The sequence below is a fragment of the Mycobacterium sp. IS-1556 genome (assembly GCF_001499985.1).
Classification (GTDB): domain Bacteria; phylum Actinomycetota; class Actinomycetes; order Mycobacteriales; family Mycobacteriaceae; genus Mycobacterium.
Window position 1 is genome coordinate 18448 of record NZ_LQIM01000018.1, and the last position, 15509, is coordinate 33956.

Here is a 15509-nt window from a genome sequence, read left to right on the forward strand (position 1 = left end):
CAGATTTGCGATGATCAATGCGCAAATTGACGGCGCGGGAGATATCGGGGGATGGCCAGTCCGCCAAGTGAAATCGCCGATCGGTGTGGGTCATGTGGTCATGACCTCCGCGCCGGAGCACGCTTCTGCGACGCCTGCGGAGTCCGGGTTACCCCACAGCAGCCCGACGGTGAGCACAAGCACGTAACGGTGCTGTTCGCCGACGTTGTCGGCTCGATGCAACTCGCGGCGCGGCTGGACGCCGAGCGGCTGCAAGAGATCATGCACGAGCTGTTCAACCGCGCTGGGGCGGTGGTGCAGCGCTACCAGGGAACGGTCGACAAGTTCACCGGCGACGGCTTGATGGCATTGTTCGGCGCTCCAAGGGCTCTCGAAGACCACGCACTGCGGGCGTGCATCGCAGCGCTGGAAATCCAGTCGGCAGCCCGAGAGCTCGCGGAGGAAGTGCTCAACCGGGACGGTGTCGCCCTGCACTTGCGTGTCGGACTGAACTCCGGTGACGTCATCGCCGGTGAGATCGGCTCGGGCCCGGGCAGTTACACGGCAATCGGTCATCCCGTCGGGATTGCCCAACGAATGGAGGCGGCCGCTGCGCCGGGCGGCGCCTTGTGCTCGATGTCGACCGCTCAGCTCGTGGAAGATGCAGCGCGGCTCGGCCCTGTTCGTGAGATCGCGGTCAAAGGAAGCGTCATGTCCGTGCCGGCGCGCGAACTTCTCGGCGTTGAATCCGATCGAATCATCCTGGGCCGCAACGAGGGATTGATGCTCGGCCGCGACGCCGAGTTGGCTCGACTAGGCAACCTCTTCGCGGCACGACGGGGGTCGCTGGTCGGGATAGTCGGCGGCCCCGGGCTCGGCAAGAGCCGGCTCATCCGGGAGTTCAGCACGATAGCGGCCGACGAAGGCGCCCAGGTGGTGGTCGCCCGCTGCGAAGCACACACCACAAAGCTCGCATTCCGAGCGGTGACGCGGTTGCTCCGCGCCATGTTCGGCGTCGAGGGGCAAAGCGACGACGACGCTCGCCGGCAAACGTTGGCGGCCTGTGCAGGCCTGCAACCGTACTCGATGGATGCGCAGATCCTGTTCGACGCCATGGGTATCGCAGACCCGGACGCTCCTGCGGTGCAGATCGGAGCCGACGGCCGACGTCGGCGACTGGTGGAATTGATGGGCCGAACCGTGCGGGCACACCCGACCAGATTGGTGTTCGTTCTCGACGACGCGCACTGGATCGACGAACCCAGCGACGCCGTCCTCGCCGAATTCGCCGCGATGCTCGCCCCGACGACGTCGATATTCATCACAACCTACCGTCCCGAGTTCCATGGAGCGTTACACCGTCATTCGCAGCACACGCTGACACTTCAACCATTGACGAAGACAAAAACGCTGGAGCTGCTGGGCCAGATCCTCGGCACGGACCCGTCGCTGGCAGGTGTCGCCGACCGGATCGCCGACGCAGCGGCCGGGTATCCGTTCTTCGTCGAGGAGATCGTTCGCGATCTCGCCGGTCGCGGAGCGCTGTCCGGAAGCCGGGGCAGCTACCGATTGATCACGCACATCGGCGAAATATCCGTTCCTGCAACTGTTCAGGCTGTGCTCGCAGCTCGCATCGATCGCTTATCCGCCGACGCCAAGGCGATCCTGAATTCGGCGGCCGTGATCGGTACCCGGTTCGATGTCGAAACCCTCCAGGTGCTGCGCACACAAGCGCTGTCACCAGGCTTGGTCGAGCTGGTAGCTGCCGAATTGATCGACCAGACGGAATTCGTGCCGCGCCAACGCTATTGCTTTCATCATCCGCTGGTGCGCACGGTCGCCTACGACTCGCAGTTGAGCGGCACCCGGTCCCGAGCGCACCGTAACCTGGCCGCCGCCATCGAAGCGCGTGACCCTCACGCCGCCGACGAGAACGCGGCGTTGATCGCGACCCACCTCGAAGCCGCCGGTGATCTGCCAGATGCGTACAGATGGCACATGCGTGCGGCGGAATGGCTCCGGCCGCGGGATGTGCGTGCCGCGGGCGCGGAGTGGGACAGCGCTCGGCGCGTTGCCGACCAACTCTCCGACAACCACGACGAGGTCATCAAGATGCGTGTCGCTCCGCGCGCCATGTTGATGTCCAAACTGCTGTACACCGGCGACGCCCCGGACACCGATGAGCGGTATGCAGAGTTTCATGATTTGGCGACGGCGGCCGGTGACCTCAAGTTGCTTGCTCTTGGTACGGCCGGGCGCATCTTCTCTCTGACGGTTAATGGCTTCCGAATTTCCGACACTGCGCCTTTGTTGCCGCAACTGGACGCGCTCGCAGCGAGTCCCGGCCTGGATGCGGAGACACGAGGAATCGTCCTGAACTCGCTGGCCTACGCCCGATTCGCAACTTGTGGATTCGAAGCTGCCCTGCTGGCGGCCAACGCAATCCTTGATCTGGTACCGGAAATGCCGCCGATCGAAGCGGCTCCCGCCCTGGCACTTCGCGGCACCATCGAGACATGTCTGGGTGACCACGAGATCGGTCGACGGCATCTCGAAGAGGGAAGTCGACAAGCGCGCTCGCTTCCTGCGGTCAACTATGCGTCGGTGCACATCTACTGGGCGGTGATGTTGACCCTGGGACTGTACGAGGCAGCCGGCCTGGTCGACAGCACACGTGACGCGCTCAGCCGTGCCGAGGCGTTCGGCGATGCCTGTGGCATCGTCATCGCGCAGTGGGCATACGGCACGGTCCTGCTGCGGGCGGGCCAGGAGCACCGTGAGGAAGCGGTGGACGTGCTCCGACGCGCGCGGACGAACATCTTGAAGCACCGGGTGGGGGTGGTCGGATTGACCACGATTGTCCGCGATCTTGCAGTGGACGATGCAGGTCGAGGAGCAAGAAGCCAAGCGATCGACGAACTTCGAGCTCTCCAGGCGCAAAGCAGCGGTTGCTCACCGGTTTTCGGTGTGGTCGGCAGTGAGGCACTGGTCCAACTCCTCGTCGAGAGAGGAGGAGACGACGACCTCGCCGAGGCCCGCCGAATCGTCGAACAATGGCAGGATGAGCGACCCGGCATCCCCGCTCTGGACTTGTGGTGGCTGAAGTCTCGCGTCCTGCTGGCCCGGGCCGAAGATCGCTCGGCTACCTTCGCCGAGGAGGCCGCTCACTACCTTCAGCTGTGTGAAAGGCTCGACGCCCGAGGGAGATTGGCCGAAGCCCGCCGGCTCGCGGGTGAATCGACTGTGCAAGCCGGAATGGTATGAGAACGTGGCGACGATCCTGGCGTACACCTCCCCCGCACTGGGTCACATGCTGCCGATGAGCGCGCTGCTGTCGGAGTTGTCACACCGCGGCCACACCATCCATCTCCGCACGCTGTCCAGCGCGGTCGACATGGCGGCACGCCTGGGTTTCGACACCGCCGCGATCGACCCCCGCATTGAGAGCATCCCGCTCGGCGACGGAGATACGACCGACCCTCGCCGCGCCCTGCAGATCGGCGTCGCGGCTTTCGGCCGACGCGCCGTACACGAAGTCACCGACCTAGGCGCGGCAATTGCCGACGTCGCGCCGGATGCGCTGCTGATCGACGTGAACTGCTGGGGAGCGCGGTCGGCCGCCGAGGCCGGCGACATTCCGTGGGCATGCTTCTCGCCGTATACGCCTCCGATGCAATCGCCTGGCGTGCCACCGTTCGGGTTGGGCCTCAAGCCGATACCGGGGGCGCTCGGCCGAGCCCGCGACGCGGCGATACAAGCCGTGGTCTCGCGGTCGATCGAAAAGGCATTGCTGCCGGCGGTCAACAGAATCCGTGCCGACGTCGGCCTACCGGCGGTCAAGTCGGCAGACGAGTACCTTCGTCGAGCACCGCTGATGTTTGTGGCCACCGGTAAGCCGTTCCAATACGAGCAGACCGATTGGGGAGATGCCGTCCACATGATCGGACCCTGCGCGTTGGATCCCGCTAGTGAAACCACCTGCGACTGGCTGGCCGAAATCGACCGGCCGCTCGTCCTGGTCACGACATCGTCCGAGCCGCAGGCCGACGCCGAACTCGTCTCGACGGCGGTGGCCGCGTTGGCCGATGAACCGGTGCATGTGATCGCCACTGTCCCGACCGGCCCATTGGAGGACTTCACGACTTCGCCCAACACGACGGTGTGCGGGATGGTGCCGCACGAAGCTGTGTTGGCCCGCGCAGTGTGCGCGATCACCCACGGCGGCATGGGGGCGACGCAAAAGGCGCTTCTGCACGGCGTACCGGTGTGCGTTGTGCCCTTCGGGCGAGATCAGTTCGAGGTTGCGCGGCGAGTCGAAGTGGCTCGGTGCGGCACCCGACTGCCCGCGAAGAAGCTGACAGCTCCGCGGTTGCGGACGAAAGTGCAACAGGCGCAGGCCATGACGGACGGCGCCAAGCGGGTCGCGGCGGGATTCGAGGCCACCGGTGGAACTTCCCGGGGCGCCGACCTGTTCGAACAGCGGATACTCCGCTAGCTGGCGTCGAGTGCACGGTTGGTGCACGGTTTCTCGCGATTCGCGTACACCAGCCGTGCGCTCGGCGTGCAGCGCTTCAGGCCCGACCGTGCGCCGCGTAGGCGGCGACGAGCGCTTCGGCGCTGCGCACCGCCGCCCGGCACGCGCGGGTGGTGAACGGGTCGTTCAGCGGGTGCTCGGCCCGCCTGCGCCAGCGCTGGGCTGCCGCGAAGGCGGCACGCGGCCCGTCGTACGGGTTGTCCGGTTGCAGGCCCAGCCTGCTGGCCGCGTCGCTACCGGACCCGCCGATGATCCGACGCAGCGACGCCATCTCGTCATCGTTCAAAGTAGTTGGCCGCGAACGTAACTGGCTCAGCAGTCGAAGCTCTTCGAACGCGTGCGTGTCGGCCAGCAACGGATCGATGTCGGCGAGGATGTAAGGCGTCGCGTAGATCGGATTGTTCTGCACGAACTGCCGCAGCGACAGCAACGCAGTGTGCGCCTTGAGCAGATCCGACCGCTGTGCGAACTGCTGGTCGATGACCTCTCGCAACGCCACCAGCCCACTGCGCTCCAACAACTCGTCGGCCAGCGCCACCGAATCGCTGACACCGGCGCGCAACACCGCTATCGAGATCCGGATCCCGAACATCCCGAACCGGTCCAGCAGCGCCGCCCGCGTCGCCGCGTCCACCGGCAGCGAGCTGTCCTCACGGACGAAGCGGTCCGCCGACAGCATCGCCTTGGTCAGTTCGGCGGCGTCCACCCCGGCGAGTTTCTCCAGCGCGACGAACTCGCTCTGCCGCAGCGTCCGTGCCGTCAACGCCAGCAGGCCCGACACCGGCACCACCGCCTGACACGTGCCGGTCCTCTCCATCTCGGCGGTGAACCGGGTCGCGACGTCCTTGGCCGACAGCATCGCGTCGATTCGTCCGGCCCCGATCTCATCGGCGCGGGACGCGACCCCGATCACGCCGAGCGCCCCGGCGGAGCCGCCGACCAATTCGCCGATCTGTTTGAGCAGCGCGATGTCGGCGGCGTTCAGCGTGCGCAACAGGAAGACCACCGCGTCGACCCGTGGCACCCCGTCATCGGGCACCAGCAGGCGAAGGGTGCGCTCGGAGACGTCGCGGGACAGCGATGACGTGCCCGGAGTGTCGATGATCGTGGTGTCGATCAACTCGGCGGCCGGCCACTCGACGTCGAGGTCGATGATGTCCTCGGGGTCGAGGCTGGCGAAGTCGAAGGTCAGCCCGCCCTCGTTCGGGTCCCGCCCGATCGGCACGTTGGACCGCCTGCCGCCGCGGTGATTGGCGGTCACCTTCGGCGTGGGTCCGTGCCGGAACCACGTCACGATCCGGGTGGCCTCGGTGGCGTCGGTGGGCGCAATGTCTTCGCCCACAAGCGCGTTCACCAACGTCGACTTGCCGGCCTTGAGGGTGCCCGCCAGCGCGATGCGGATCGGCTGGTTGAGCCGACCGCCGACGCGCTCCAACTCGTTGTGCACGTCGGGACGATGACGGTAAGCGGGGTCGGCCCGGTAGGCCTGGATGGTTCCGCCGAGGATCGCGCGCACCTGATCGCTAGTGCTCATCTCGCGCTACCTCGGCGTCCTCCCGTTCGGCAATGGCCCTCGGTAATGGCCAAGGAACCAGCTTAGATACCGGGGCGGTTACGTGGTTGCCACGGGTTCGGGCGCGGATTGCGCGGGCATCAGCTTGACCGCGTGCTCGGTGACCTGATTGAGGATGTTGAGCTGGCGCTCGAGTTCTCGGATCCGGCCGTTGCGTTCGGCCTCCTCGACTTGCGCCGCCGCCAGCGTCGCCTGCAGCGATTCGTTGAGCGACCTGGTCGTCTGGTTCGCGATGCCGCGGTAGTGGTCGCGCAACTGCCGCTGGATGGCTTTGAGCCGGTCACGCGATTCCTTGCTGACCGCGAATTGCGTGTCGTCGATGAACCGTCGGGTGTTGGTCTTGGCCTCGTTACGCACCCGCAGCATCCGGTTCTCCACGTTCTCCTTGTACGCGGTGCGTCCCATCAGCAGACCCGCGCCGAGTGAGATCGGATTGAACATGCCCAATCCCGCGAACGACGTCATCATGCCGAACATCAGCACGCCACCGTACGAACCCTGCATGCCCATGGTCAGTTTGCGGCCCTTGGTCAACTGCTTGGCCTCCAAGCGACCCAGCGACTTCATCTCCCCCAGGCTCGCGCCCATCCGGCTGGGGTCGAGCTCCGGCATGTTGACCGCGTCCAGACCCGCTTCGACGAACGTGCGGGCGACCTCGGCGGCCAGCACCTCGGCACGCTGGTAGGCCCAGACGAAGTTGTCGCCCACCGCGGTGGCGACCGCGTTCTCGAGTTCCGCACCGATCTCGGCCCAGTGCTGGGTCGGATCGCACGAGTCGATGACCTTCTCGATGTGCTGGCCGATGACCCGAAACCGGCCGCGCAGGTCATGGTCGACATCGGCGGTCAGGTCGGCGATTCCGTCGTTGAGCACCTGCTGCCACAGCGCCGTCTGCTGCAGCGCGTCCTGGGCTTCCTGCTTGCGCCGCTCGAGGTCCTCCTTGAGCCGGTCGCGGGTGCCAGGGTCGTTGAGCGCCGACAGCTCGGCCTTCACCTTCAGAGTCAGATGCTCGGCCGCGGAATGGATTTCGCCGACGACGTGATCGCGAATCCGGTCGTTCTGCCGCGACAGCACCTGCTCACTGAGGAACCGCACGATGGCCGGGAAGTTCGACTCCTCGTTGAGTTCCTTGTCGTTGAGCTGGATCGCGTGGGCTCGCAACAGCGCCGACGACGGGATCATCGGCACCGACAGGCCCCCGCGCTGCAGGTGGCCGTTGTTGGCCTCCACGATCTGGCGCCAGTGCGGATAGAGGTCGGTCTTGGTGGCGACAATCGCTGCGACAGGGCATATTTCAAATGCCTGGCGCATGAACGTCATCTCGGGTTCGGTGAACTCCTGGCTGGTGTCGCTGCACATCAGCACCGCGTCGGCGTCGGGCAGCAGACCCAACGTCGCCGAAAGGTGCGGCTGGCCGTGGCCGCCGACACCCGGGGTGTCCACGAACGCCAAGCCGTTCTTGAGCAGCGGGCTGGCCGCGGTGACCTCCACGCGGATCACCTCACGGCCGCCCGCCTGCGGCGCCCGCCGCAGATCGTTCTTGATGTCGGCCATCGGGATCTCGACGGCGTCCCGTTCCTCGCCCTCGCCCCGCGCGACGATCAGCTTCGCGGTTGCCGTCTCGCCGTAGGTCACCACCGTCGCCAGCACGGTGCTCTCGTCGTCTCCGACCCGTGCGACCGGAACGTTCAGCAGCGAGTTCAGCAGCTGGCTCTTCCCCTGCTTGAGCTGACCGGCGACCACCACCCGGATCTGCGGGTCGGTGATGCGAATCTTGGCCTTGGCCAGCCGCTCGACCAAGTCGCCGCGATCGTTGGCGTCGGCGATCCTGCTGGTGTGGTCGATCAGTTCGACGATGACCTTGACCTGTCTGGCCGGCTCGCCGGCCTTGACCTGTCTGGCCGGCTCGCCGGCCGCCACCCTGCGGGGGTCAGCCGTTGGAGCCTTGCGAGGGTCGTTCGGTTGCGTCATGGAGTCCTCGTGTCGGAGACCGGGTGGGCCGGTCAGTCAACGGTAGACGTGCCGACTGGCGGGGATCACGGTTTGATCCCCGCCAGTTGGGCTGTGTGGTTGTGGGTCAGAACAGGCCGGCGTCGACGGTGGTGTCGACATCGACATCGGTGTTGACCTGACCGGAGTTGTCGACCGAGTTGTCCTGCCCGGAGTTGTCGACGGAGTTGTCCACCGAGTTGTCCACCGAGTTGTCCTCGACGCTCGAGCCTCCGGAGATGCCGCCGGACACGCCGCCGTCGATGTCTCCGACGGTGGTCTGGTTGCCGTCGACATTGGTGGTGCTCGAGTCGGCGTCGTTGATCACGATGCCGCCACCGGCACCGCCGGCCCCACCCGCGGCGTTGCCGCCGTCGTTGCCGACACCGATCAGCCCGCCGCCACCATCACCACCGACCGCGCCGCCACCGGCACCGCCGCTCATGTCGACGTCGTTGATGACCGGGCCCTCGTTGTCGGAGATGATGTCCCCGCCAGCGCTCTGATCGCCACTGTCGTCGATCTCGTTGTCCTCGCCGATGTTGACGTTCGAATCCTCGATGTCACCGGTGTTGACGCTCTCGTTGTCATCGCCGACCACATTGCCGTCACCCTCGACGTTGGTGGCATCGATGTCTCCGGCGGTACCGGTGTTGACCACACCGCCGTCGGTGGCGGTGTTGGTGGTCTTGTCACCGAAGGTGATGTCACCGAACTCCAACCCGACATTGCCGATGCCCTGCTGCTGATCCTCACCGGCGTGATTGACGGTGTTGGTCTCCGGGCTCAAAAAGCGGGTGTCGTTGTGGCTCAACGTGTCGTTGTTCGACCACAGATCGGTCTGGCGCTGCGGAGCAAACGCAATCCCATGCGTCTGAGCCACCGCCTGCTGCAGACCCACCACCGGGTCACCACCACCGTGCACCACTGCAGCCGGCGCCACGGTGGCCGCCACGGCCTGCACCTGGGCGGCGGAGACGTTGCCGAAGCCGGCCTGCTGCAACTCGCGGTCGGGGTCGGCCACGAACGCCGCGGCGGAAACAGGATCGCGGAACAGGTTCAGAAACCAGTCGATGAGGTTCATTGTCAGGTCCTTTCGAGTGTTCGGTTCTTGGTCTTGTCACCGGACTGTCCGGCGAACTGAAGACCACGTTATGGGCCCCGGGACTGCGCAGAAACGGGGTCGCAACCCCTCCCTGCGGACGACCGTCCCGGGATTGCGATGGGGGCCGCGTTAGGGGATTAGGGGGTGACTGGGGGATAGCCGAGACCGATGCCAACGCCGATTGTGCGGTCTCCTACGCGACACGCCGAGACGGGCGTCGGAGGACGCACAATCGAGGCCGGCACGCGGCACTCCCGCCCAGCCGAACGCAAAAATGCGCGGCCCCGGAACGGGACCGCGCACTTGCGTCGCTCGATGGTCAGTCGAAGATGTCGAAACCGCCTGCGTCGACATCCAGCTGCTGGACGTCGACCACCGTGTCGCTGAAGTCCTCGATCGTCGGCACCTCGTCGACGTCGGTTTCCTCGATCACCGGCTGGTCGAGCTGCAGCGATGTGTCGCCGATACCCGGGACGTCCGGATCGGCGAGCTCGGCGCCCGGATCGGAGATCAGAGCGGTGTGCACGTCGTCGAACGTCTCGGCCGGCACATGGTCTCCGAACGCGTCGAAGGCGGCCGTGGCCGCACCACTGGCCCACACATTGCCCGCCGCTTCGGCGATGCCGCCGTCCAGTCCAGCCGCCGGTACCGCCGTCGGCAGCGCCGACAGCGACTCGGAGACCACGGGGATCAGGGCGTTGACGTCGGCACTGGTCACATTGGTCAAATTGGCGTCGAGAATGGCTTGATCCGGATCGGCGGCGAACCGCGCGGCGGCGTCAGGATCCCGCACCACCGACATCACGAAGTCGAGTAGCTCGTTGGCCATGAAACACCCTCCCTCCCTCAAACAGATATATGTAGCTAGATATGCGGCTCAGCCCAACAAGGCGCTGACCCGATGCTATCGACGGCCACAGCCCTGGTGATCGGTGCGAAACCCACCTTCGTGGCTGGACCGTTAGGGGACGCACCGTTAGGGGATTTCGCCGCACTAGGGGCAGCTCCCGGGATGGAAGGAAATGAGCCGCTATCGTGATGGCCGGGCCCAATTGCACCCACACGCAAAGGTGGAGATGAGCGACTCACTCGGGTTGTCGATCGGATCGACCAATTTGGTGGCGGCCCGAATCGGCCGCCCCCCGGTCATGCGCCGGTCGATCCTCACCGTGTTCGACGACCGCGCACCGGAGGTCGGCATCCCGGGCGAGAACCCGAACCTGAACCAACCCGGCATGGTGCTGAGCGGTTTCGTCGAACGGGTCGGAGATCCGGTGCCGTTGGTCGCCGCCGACGGCACACCGCACCGCGGCGAGCGGGTCCTGGTCGAGGCGCTCGACGCGATGGGGCGCACGGTGGGCGGCGGCGCCCCCGTCGTGATCGCGGTGCCCGCGCACTGGGGGCCGGCCACTGTGGGCGCGTTGCGGGACGCGCTGCGAGCCGCCCCCGGCCTCGCTCGCAACGGGGTGGCGCCCACGCTGGTCGCGGATTCGGCCGCCGCGCTCGCCGCACTGCAGGCCGCGCCGGGGCTGCCGTCCAACGGCGTCGTCGTGCTGTGCGATTTCGGTGGCAGCGGAACCAGCATCAGCCTGGCCGACGCCGGCGCCGGCTTCGGGTCGATCGGCGAGACGGTTCGCTATCCCGACTTCTCCGGTGACCAGATCGACCAGGTGCTGCTGAACCATGTCGTGGCCGGTATCGCGGCGGCCAACAACGCCGACCCGGCGGGCACCGCGGCGGTCAGCTCGCTGGCCCGGCTGCGCAACGAGGCCCGGCTGGCCAAGGAGCGGCTGTCGGCCGAGACCGCCGCCGTCGTGCACGCCGAACTGCCCGGCTTCAACTCCGACGTCCGGGTGACGCGCACCGAGCTGGAGCGACTGATCGACGAACCGCTCGCCGGTGTGCTCAATGCCGTCGAAGAAACGTTGCAGCGCAACAACATTGCGTTGGCCAACGTGTCGGCGGTCGCGACCGTCGGCGGCGGGGCGAACATCCCGCTGGTGACACAGCAGCTGTCGACACGGCTGCGCGCGCCGGTGATCACGACGCCGCAGTCCCAACTCAACGTCGCCGCGGGCGCCGCGCTGATCGCCGACGTCGCCGATGCGGCGACCGGGATGGCTGCTGCAGCGGATGCTCCGACCGGGATGGCCCCGGCGACCATGGCCGCCGCCGCGTGGGCCGCCGGTGCGGCAGGGGTGGCGGCCGCCGGGGCGGCGGGCGTGGCGGCCGCCGGGGCGGCCGCCGACGCGCCGGCCTCGGCGACGTTCCGGGCGCTGGCCTGGTCGCAGGACGAGTCACCGGCCGACGAGCCGGTGCCCTATGCCGGTGAGGATTACACGTTCGAACCGGGCATGACCGGTGCTCGCCCGGCGATGGAGTTCGCCCACGAGGAAGAGAGATACGAGCCCGAACCGCCACCGCTGCCGTGGTACCGACGGCCCACGGTGCTGTTCGGCGCGGCCGCCGCGGCCGCGCTGCTGGCCGTCGGCGGCCTGGCGGTCACGCTGACGAGCACCAGCGGCGAAACCGGACCGGTGACCGAGACCGCGACCACCGTCGAAACCGGACCGTCGCCGCAGCAGACGACTTCGGCTGCGCCGCAGACGATCACGGTCACCGGATCGGATGGCCGGCCCAGCACCACCGTCGTGCCGCCGCCGCCTCCGCCGACGACCACGACCGCGCCGACCACCACCACGGCGACGACCACAACGACGACTACCACAACGACCACCACGACCGCGCCGACCACCACCACCACGACGCGTGCCACGACGACACAGCCGACGACCACCGAGCCGCCGACGACGACCGAACCGCCGGTCACCACGACGGTCGAGCCGGTCCCGGACGTGCCGGTTCCGGACGAGCCGTAGACCATGACCGCGTCGGACCCGCGGACCGACATCCCGCCAGCCGCGCGTGAAGCGGTCGCACGGCTGACGACAGCGCCGACCGAACCGGTCAAGCTCCTGGTGTCCGGCGGAATCGGCACAGGCAAGAGTTCGGTGCTGGCCGCGATCCGGACGGCTCTGCGGTCCGCGGGCCCGGCGGTGTTGACCCGATCCCTGCGTGCCGGCGATGACCCGGGGGCAGCCGTGGTCATCGACGACGCGCACCTGCTCGACGACCAGGAACTCGACCACCTCGCGGGCCGAGTCGCCGACCCGGCCTCGACCGTCGTCATCGGCACCGAACCACTCGTGCATCGTCGCGCACTGCGCGCGTTGACCACGGCGATCGAACGCGAGAACCCGATCGTCGCGCTGGGCCCGCTGCCGCCCGCGGAGGTGGCGCACCTCGCTGCCGAAAAGCTCGGCGGCCCACCGGCATCCGACCTCGTCCGGTCATTGCTCGTCGCGACGGCCGGCCTTCCGTTCCTGCTGCAGCCGGCGATCGCGGCCGCTGCCGCTCCGGACGGTGAGCCGCCGGCCACCGCGATCCTGCAGGCCGCGAAGTACGCGTTGATCGAGCGGCTGCGTCGCGTCGACGACGCCACGCTCGACACGCTGCTGATGACGTCGCTGAGCAGAGATCTCGGTCCGGACGACGTCGCCGCCGCACTGCGGATGAGCGCCGTGGACGCCCACGCCATGGTGGACCGTGCCCGCGCCACGGGGCTGATCGAGCCGTCCCACAGTCGCGCCTTCCTGCGGGCACTGCATCGGTGCATCGCCCAGGTCCTCGGCGCCGCACGACATCACGACATCGAGGTGTCGTTGCTGGTGTCCCAGCTGGAATCATCCACGCTGTCAGCCGATTTGGCGCTGCAGCTGGCTGAGCACGGCTTGCGCGACGACCGGCTCGCCACCGCGCTGGCCGAACTCGCTTCCCGCAGCCATGGCCAACCCGCAAGGGCGGCAAGGCTTTACCGCGCCGCCGCCGACGCCGGAGCCACCACGCTGAGCTCGCAATTGGCCGATGCGCTCGCGATGACCGGTGACTGCGCAACCGCGAGCCGGCTCACCGACGAGCTGCTCGGGTCCGAGGACGCCGCCGAACGGGCCGCCGCTGTCCGGATCGCCGCCAGCATCGCCGTCCACGACGGCAGCGCAGCGCAGGCCGCCGACCTGTTCCGCTGGCTGGGCCCCTATCCGGACGCCTTCGTCAGCGCGGCGGGCGCGGTGGTGTCGCTCGCCGCCGGGGACCTGCCCGCCGCTCGTGCGGCGCTGTCTGTGGAGACCGGCGGCCCTCCGACATCGACGGCTCGGGCCGCTCGCAGCCTCGCCGACGGGCTGCTGATGTCCTTGCAGTCGCCGTACCCCGCCGCGGTCGCCAGGCTGGGCCAGGCGATCACCGCGGACCAGCCGGCGGCGGGCGTCGCTCCGGACACCTCGGCGGCGTTGGTGACGCTCGCCGCCCTGCACGGCGGCGATCCGGTGCGGGCCCGCAGCGTGATCGCCCGCGCCGTGCGCTCGGGGCTCGAGGACGGACCCGAGGCCGCGCTCTTCGTCGCCCGCAGGCACCGGCTGCTGCTGGGCTGGGTGCGCATGCTGGACGGCCAACTATCCGCTGCGACCTCCGACGTCACGATCGTGTGCGCCGACGCCGACGCGAGTTCCCCGCTGCACCGCCGTGATGCGTTGTGGGCGGCGGCGCTGCAGACCGCCATCGCCCGCCGCAGCGGCGACACGGGCGCCATGCAGAAGCACTGGTACGCAGCGGTCGAGGTGCTCGCCGAGTACTCCACGGACCTTTTCTCGCTGCTGCCGCTCGGCGAGCTGTGGGTGGCCGCCTCCCGAATCCGTCAGGTCGACCGGCTGCAGCACGCCATCGACGAGGCGTTCGCGCTGCTCGGCTCGCTCGGCGATCCGGTGTTGTGGTCCGCGCCGCTGCACTGGGCCGGTGTGCACGCCGGGATCCTGGCCAACGCGCCGGACGCGGTCGCCCCGCACGGCCAGGCGCTGACCGCCGCGGCCGGCCACAGCGCGTTCGCCAAGACGCTGGCCACCGCCGGCCGGACCTGGTTGCGGGTGCTGGCCAACCACGTCGACGTCGACGAGGTCACCGCGGCGGCCCGCCTGCTGGCGCAGGTGGGCCTGACCTGGGACGCCACCCGCCTGGCCGGTCAGGCCGCGCTGCAGACCCCCGATGGCCGGGTGTCCGGAGCGATGCTGCAGCTCGCCCGCGACCTGAAGCAGACCGTCGCGGTCGACGAGGCACCGGGCGTCGATCACCCCGCTGCACCCGAGGCTCCGCGGGCGGGCGCCTCGCGGCCCATGTCGTCGCGGCTGTCCGACCGCGAACGTGAGGTCGCCGAGCTGTTGCTGCTCGGCATGCCCTACCGCGACATCGGCGCGCAACTGTTCATCTCGGCGAAGACCGTCGAGCACCATGTCGCGCGGATCCGGCGGCGCCTCGGCGCCGAATCCCGCTCGGAGATGCTGTCGATGCTGCGGGCGATGCTGGCGCCGCAGACCTGAGTCCCTAACGCGCCGCCATCCCCTAACCGAAATCCCCTAACCGGAGCTTTCGACGATGGGTCTCACACCGGATTCGTCGCTCCGGCCAGCGCAATAGCGTCATGCCATGTTCAACGACCAGGCAAGTCCCACCGCACCGCTGGGCCTGTCGGTCGGCGCGACCAACCTCGCCGCGACGCGCGACGGGCATGCCGCGGCGATTCGGCCGTCCGAGGTGACTCTGCACGGGCAGCGGCTCACCGGTTTCGTCGACCGCGTCGGCGATCCGGTGCCGCTCGTCGCACCCGACGGTTCCGCGCACCGTCCCGAGCAGTTGCTCGCCGAGGCGCTGCGCGCGCTCGCGCCCGCTGATGGCGCGGCGGACTTGACGGTGGCCGTCCCTGCGCACTGGCGGCCGTCGGTCGCCGACACCCTGCGCCGTGCCCTTCACGACGAGGTGCCGGTGGTCTCCGACGCGACCGCCGCGTTGACGGCGCTGAACGCGGACCCCGGCCTACCGTCTCGCGGCGTGGTGGTGCTCTGCGACTTCGGCGGTAGCGGCACCAGCATCACGCTCGTCAACGCATCGTCGAACCACGCGGTGGTCGGCGAGACCGTCCGCTTCGCCGACTTCTCCGGCGACCTCGTCGATCAGGCGCTGCTGACGCATGTGATGGCCTCGATCACCACCGACGCCGATCCGTCGGGGACGGCCATGGTGAGTTCACTGGCTCGGCTGCGCGACGAATGCCGCGACGCCAAGGAACGGCTGTCGGCGCAGACCGCGACGGCCGTCGCCGTCGACCTGCCCGGACACCACGCCGAGATTCGCGTCACCCGTACCGAGCTCGACCGGCTCATTGCCGGACCGCTGACGAATTTCCTTGCTGCACTTGACGATACGCTCGAACGCTACGGGGTGCC

General features: G+C 68.2%; 9 protein-coding genes. 5 read left to right on the forward strand and 4 right to left on the reverse strand.

Annotation, left to right across the window (positions count from 1 at the left end; all coding sequences use genetic code 11):
* Positions 1-51: 51 nt before the first annotated feature.
* Entirely contained in the window at positions 52-3243 is a 3192-nt protein-coding gene (locus AU187_RS13470; RefSeq protein WP_059100199.1) for an ATP-binding protein, read from the forward strand.
* A gap of 4 nt (positions 3244-3247) precedes the next feature.
* Complete coding sequence (locus tag AU187_RS13475; protein ID WP_059100198.1) at positions 3248-4474, forward strand: glycosyltransferase; 1227 nt, start codon at positions 3248-3250, stop codon at positions 4472-4474.
* Between the two features lie 76 nt (positions 4475-4550).
* Here AU187_RS13475 and AU187_RS13480 read toward each other — a convergent pair whose 3' ends face one another.
* The 4 genes from AU187_RS13480 to AU187_RS13495 all read right to left on the reverse strand — a co-directional run bounded on the left by AU187_RS13480 (position 4551) and on the right by AU187_RS13495 (position 10009).
* Positions 4551-6047: a dynamin family protein gene (locus AU187_RS13480; protein ID WP_059100197.1), complete on the reverse strand. Its 1497-nt coding sequence runs from the start codon at positions 6045-6047 to the stop codon at positions 4551-4553.
* A gap of 78 nt (positions 6048-6125) precedes the next feature.
* Entirely contained in the window at positions 6126-8057 is a 1932-nt protein-coding gene (locus AU187_RS13485) for a dynamin family protein (protein ID WP_082683952.1), read from the reverse strand.
* Positions 8058-8163: 106 nt separating this feature from the next.
* Complete coding sequence (locus tag AU187_RS13490) at positions 8164-9159, reverse strand: IniB N-terminal domain-containing protein (RefSeq protein ID WP_059100195.1); 996 nt, start codon at positions 9157-9159, stop codon at positions 8164-8166.
* Between the two features lie 340 nt (positions 9160-9499).
* Positions 9500-10009, reverse strand: a complete 510-nt coding sequence (locus AU187_RS13495) for an Rv0340 family IniB-related protein (RefSeq protein WP_059100194.1) — start codon at positions 10007-10009, stop codon at positions 9500-9502.
* A gap of 247 nt (positions 10010-10256) precedes the next feature.
* On the opposite strand from AU187_RS13495, the gene AU187_RS13500 reads away from it, so the two are divergent.
* The 3 genes from AU187_RS13500 to AU187_RS13510 form a co-directional block, all read left to right on the forward strand.
* A complete protein-coding gene (locus tag AU187_RS13500) occupies positions 10257-12059 on the forward strand; it encodes an Hsp70 family protein (RefSeq protein ID WP_059100217.1) in 1803 nt (600 codons plus the stop codon).
* A 3-nt stretch (positions 12060-12062) separates the two neighbouring features.
* Positions 12063-14606 carry an isoniazid response ATPase/transcriptional regulator IniR gene (gene iniR / locus AU187_RS13505; RefSeq protein ID WP_059166852.1) on the forward strand — a complete coding sequence of 848 codons (2544 nt, stop codon included), beginning with the start codon at positions 12063-12065 and terminating at the stop codon, positions 14604-14606.
* A gap of 106 nt (positions 14607-14712) precedes the next feature.
* On the forward strand, positions 14713-15509 hold a 797-nt coding region (locus AU187_RS13510), incomplete at its 3' end, for an Hsp70 family protein (protein WP_156442353.1).

What these genes read in the sequence shown, in the direction of transcription:
- AU187_RS13500 (WP_059100217.1), top strand. Translation starts at nt 10,257, where the DNA reads ATGAGCGACTCACTCGGGTTGTCGATCGGATCGACCAATTTGGTGGCG.
- AU187_RS13495 (WP_059100194.1), bottom strand. Translation starts at nt 10,009, where the DNA reads ATGGCCAACGAGCTACTCGACTTCGTGATGTCGGTGGTGCGGGATCCT.
- AU187_RS13470 (WP_059100199.1), top strand. Translation starts at nt 52, where the DNA reads ATGGCCAGTCCGCCAAGTGAAATCGCCGATCGGTGTGGGTCATGTGGT.
- iniR (WP_059166852.1), top strand. Translation starts at nt 12,063, where the DNA reads ATGACCGCGTCGGACCCGCGGACCGACATCCCGCCAGCCGCGCGTGAA.
- AU187_RS13485 (WP_082683952.1), bottom strand. Translation starts at nt 8,057, where the DNA reads ATGACGCAACCGAACGACCCTCGCAAGGCTCCAACGGCTGACCCCCGC.
- AU187_RS13490 (WP_059100195.1), bottom strand. Translation starts at nt 9,159, where the DNA reads ATGAACCTCATCGACTGGTTTCTGAACCTGTTCCGCGATCCTGTTTCC.
- AU187_RS13480 (WP_059100197.1), bottom strand. Translation starts at nt 6,047, where the DNA reads ATGAGCACTAGCGATCAGGTGCGCGCGATCCTCGGCGGAACCATCCAG.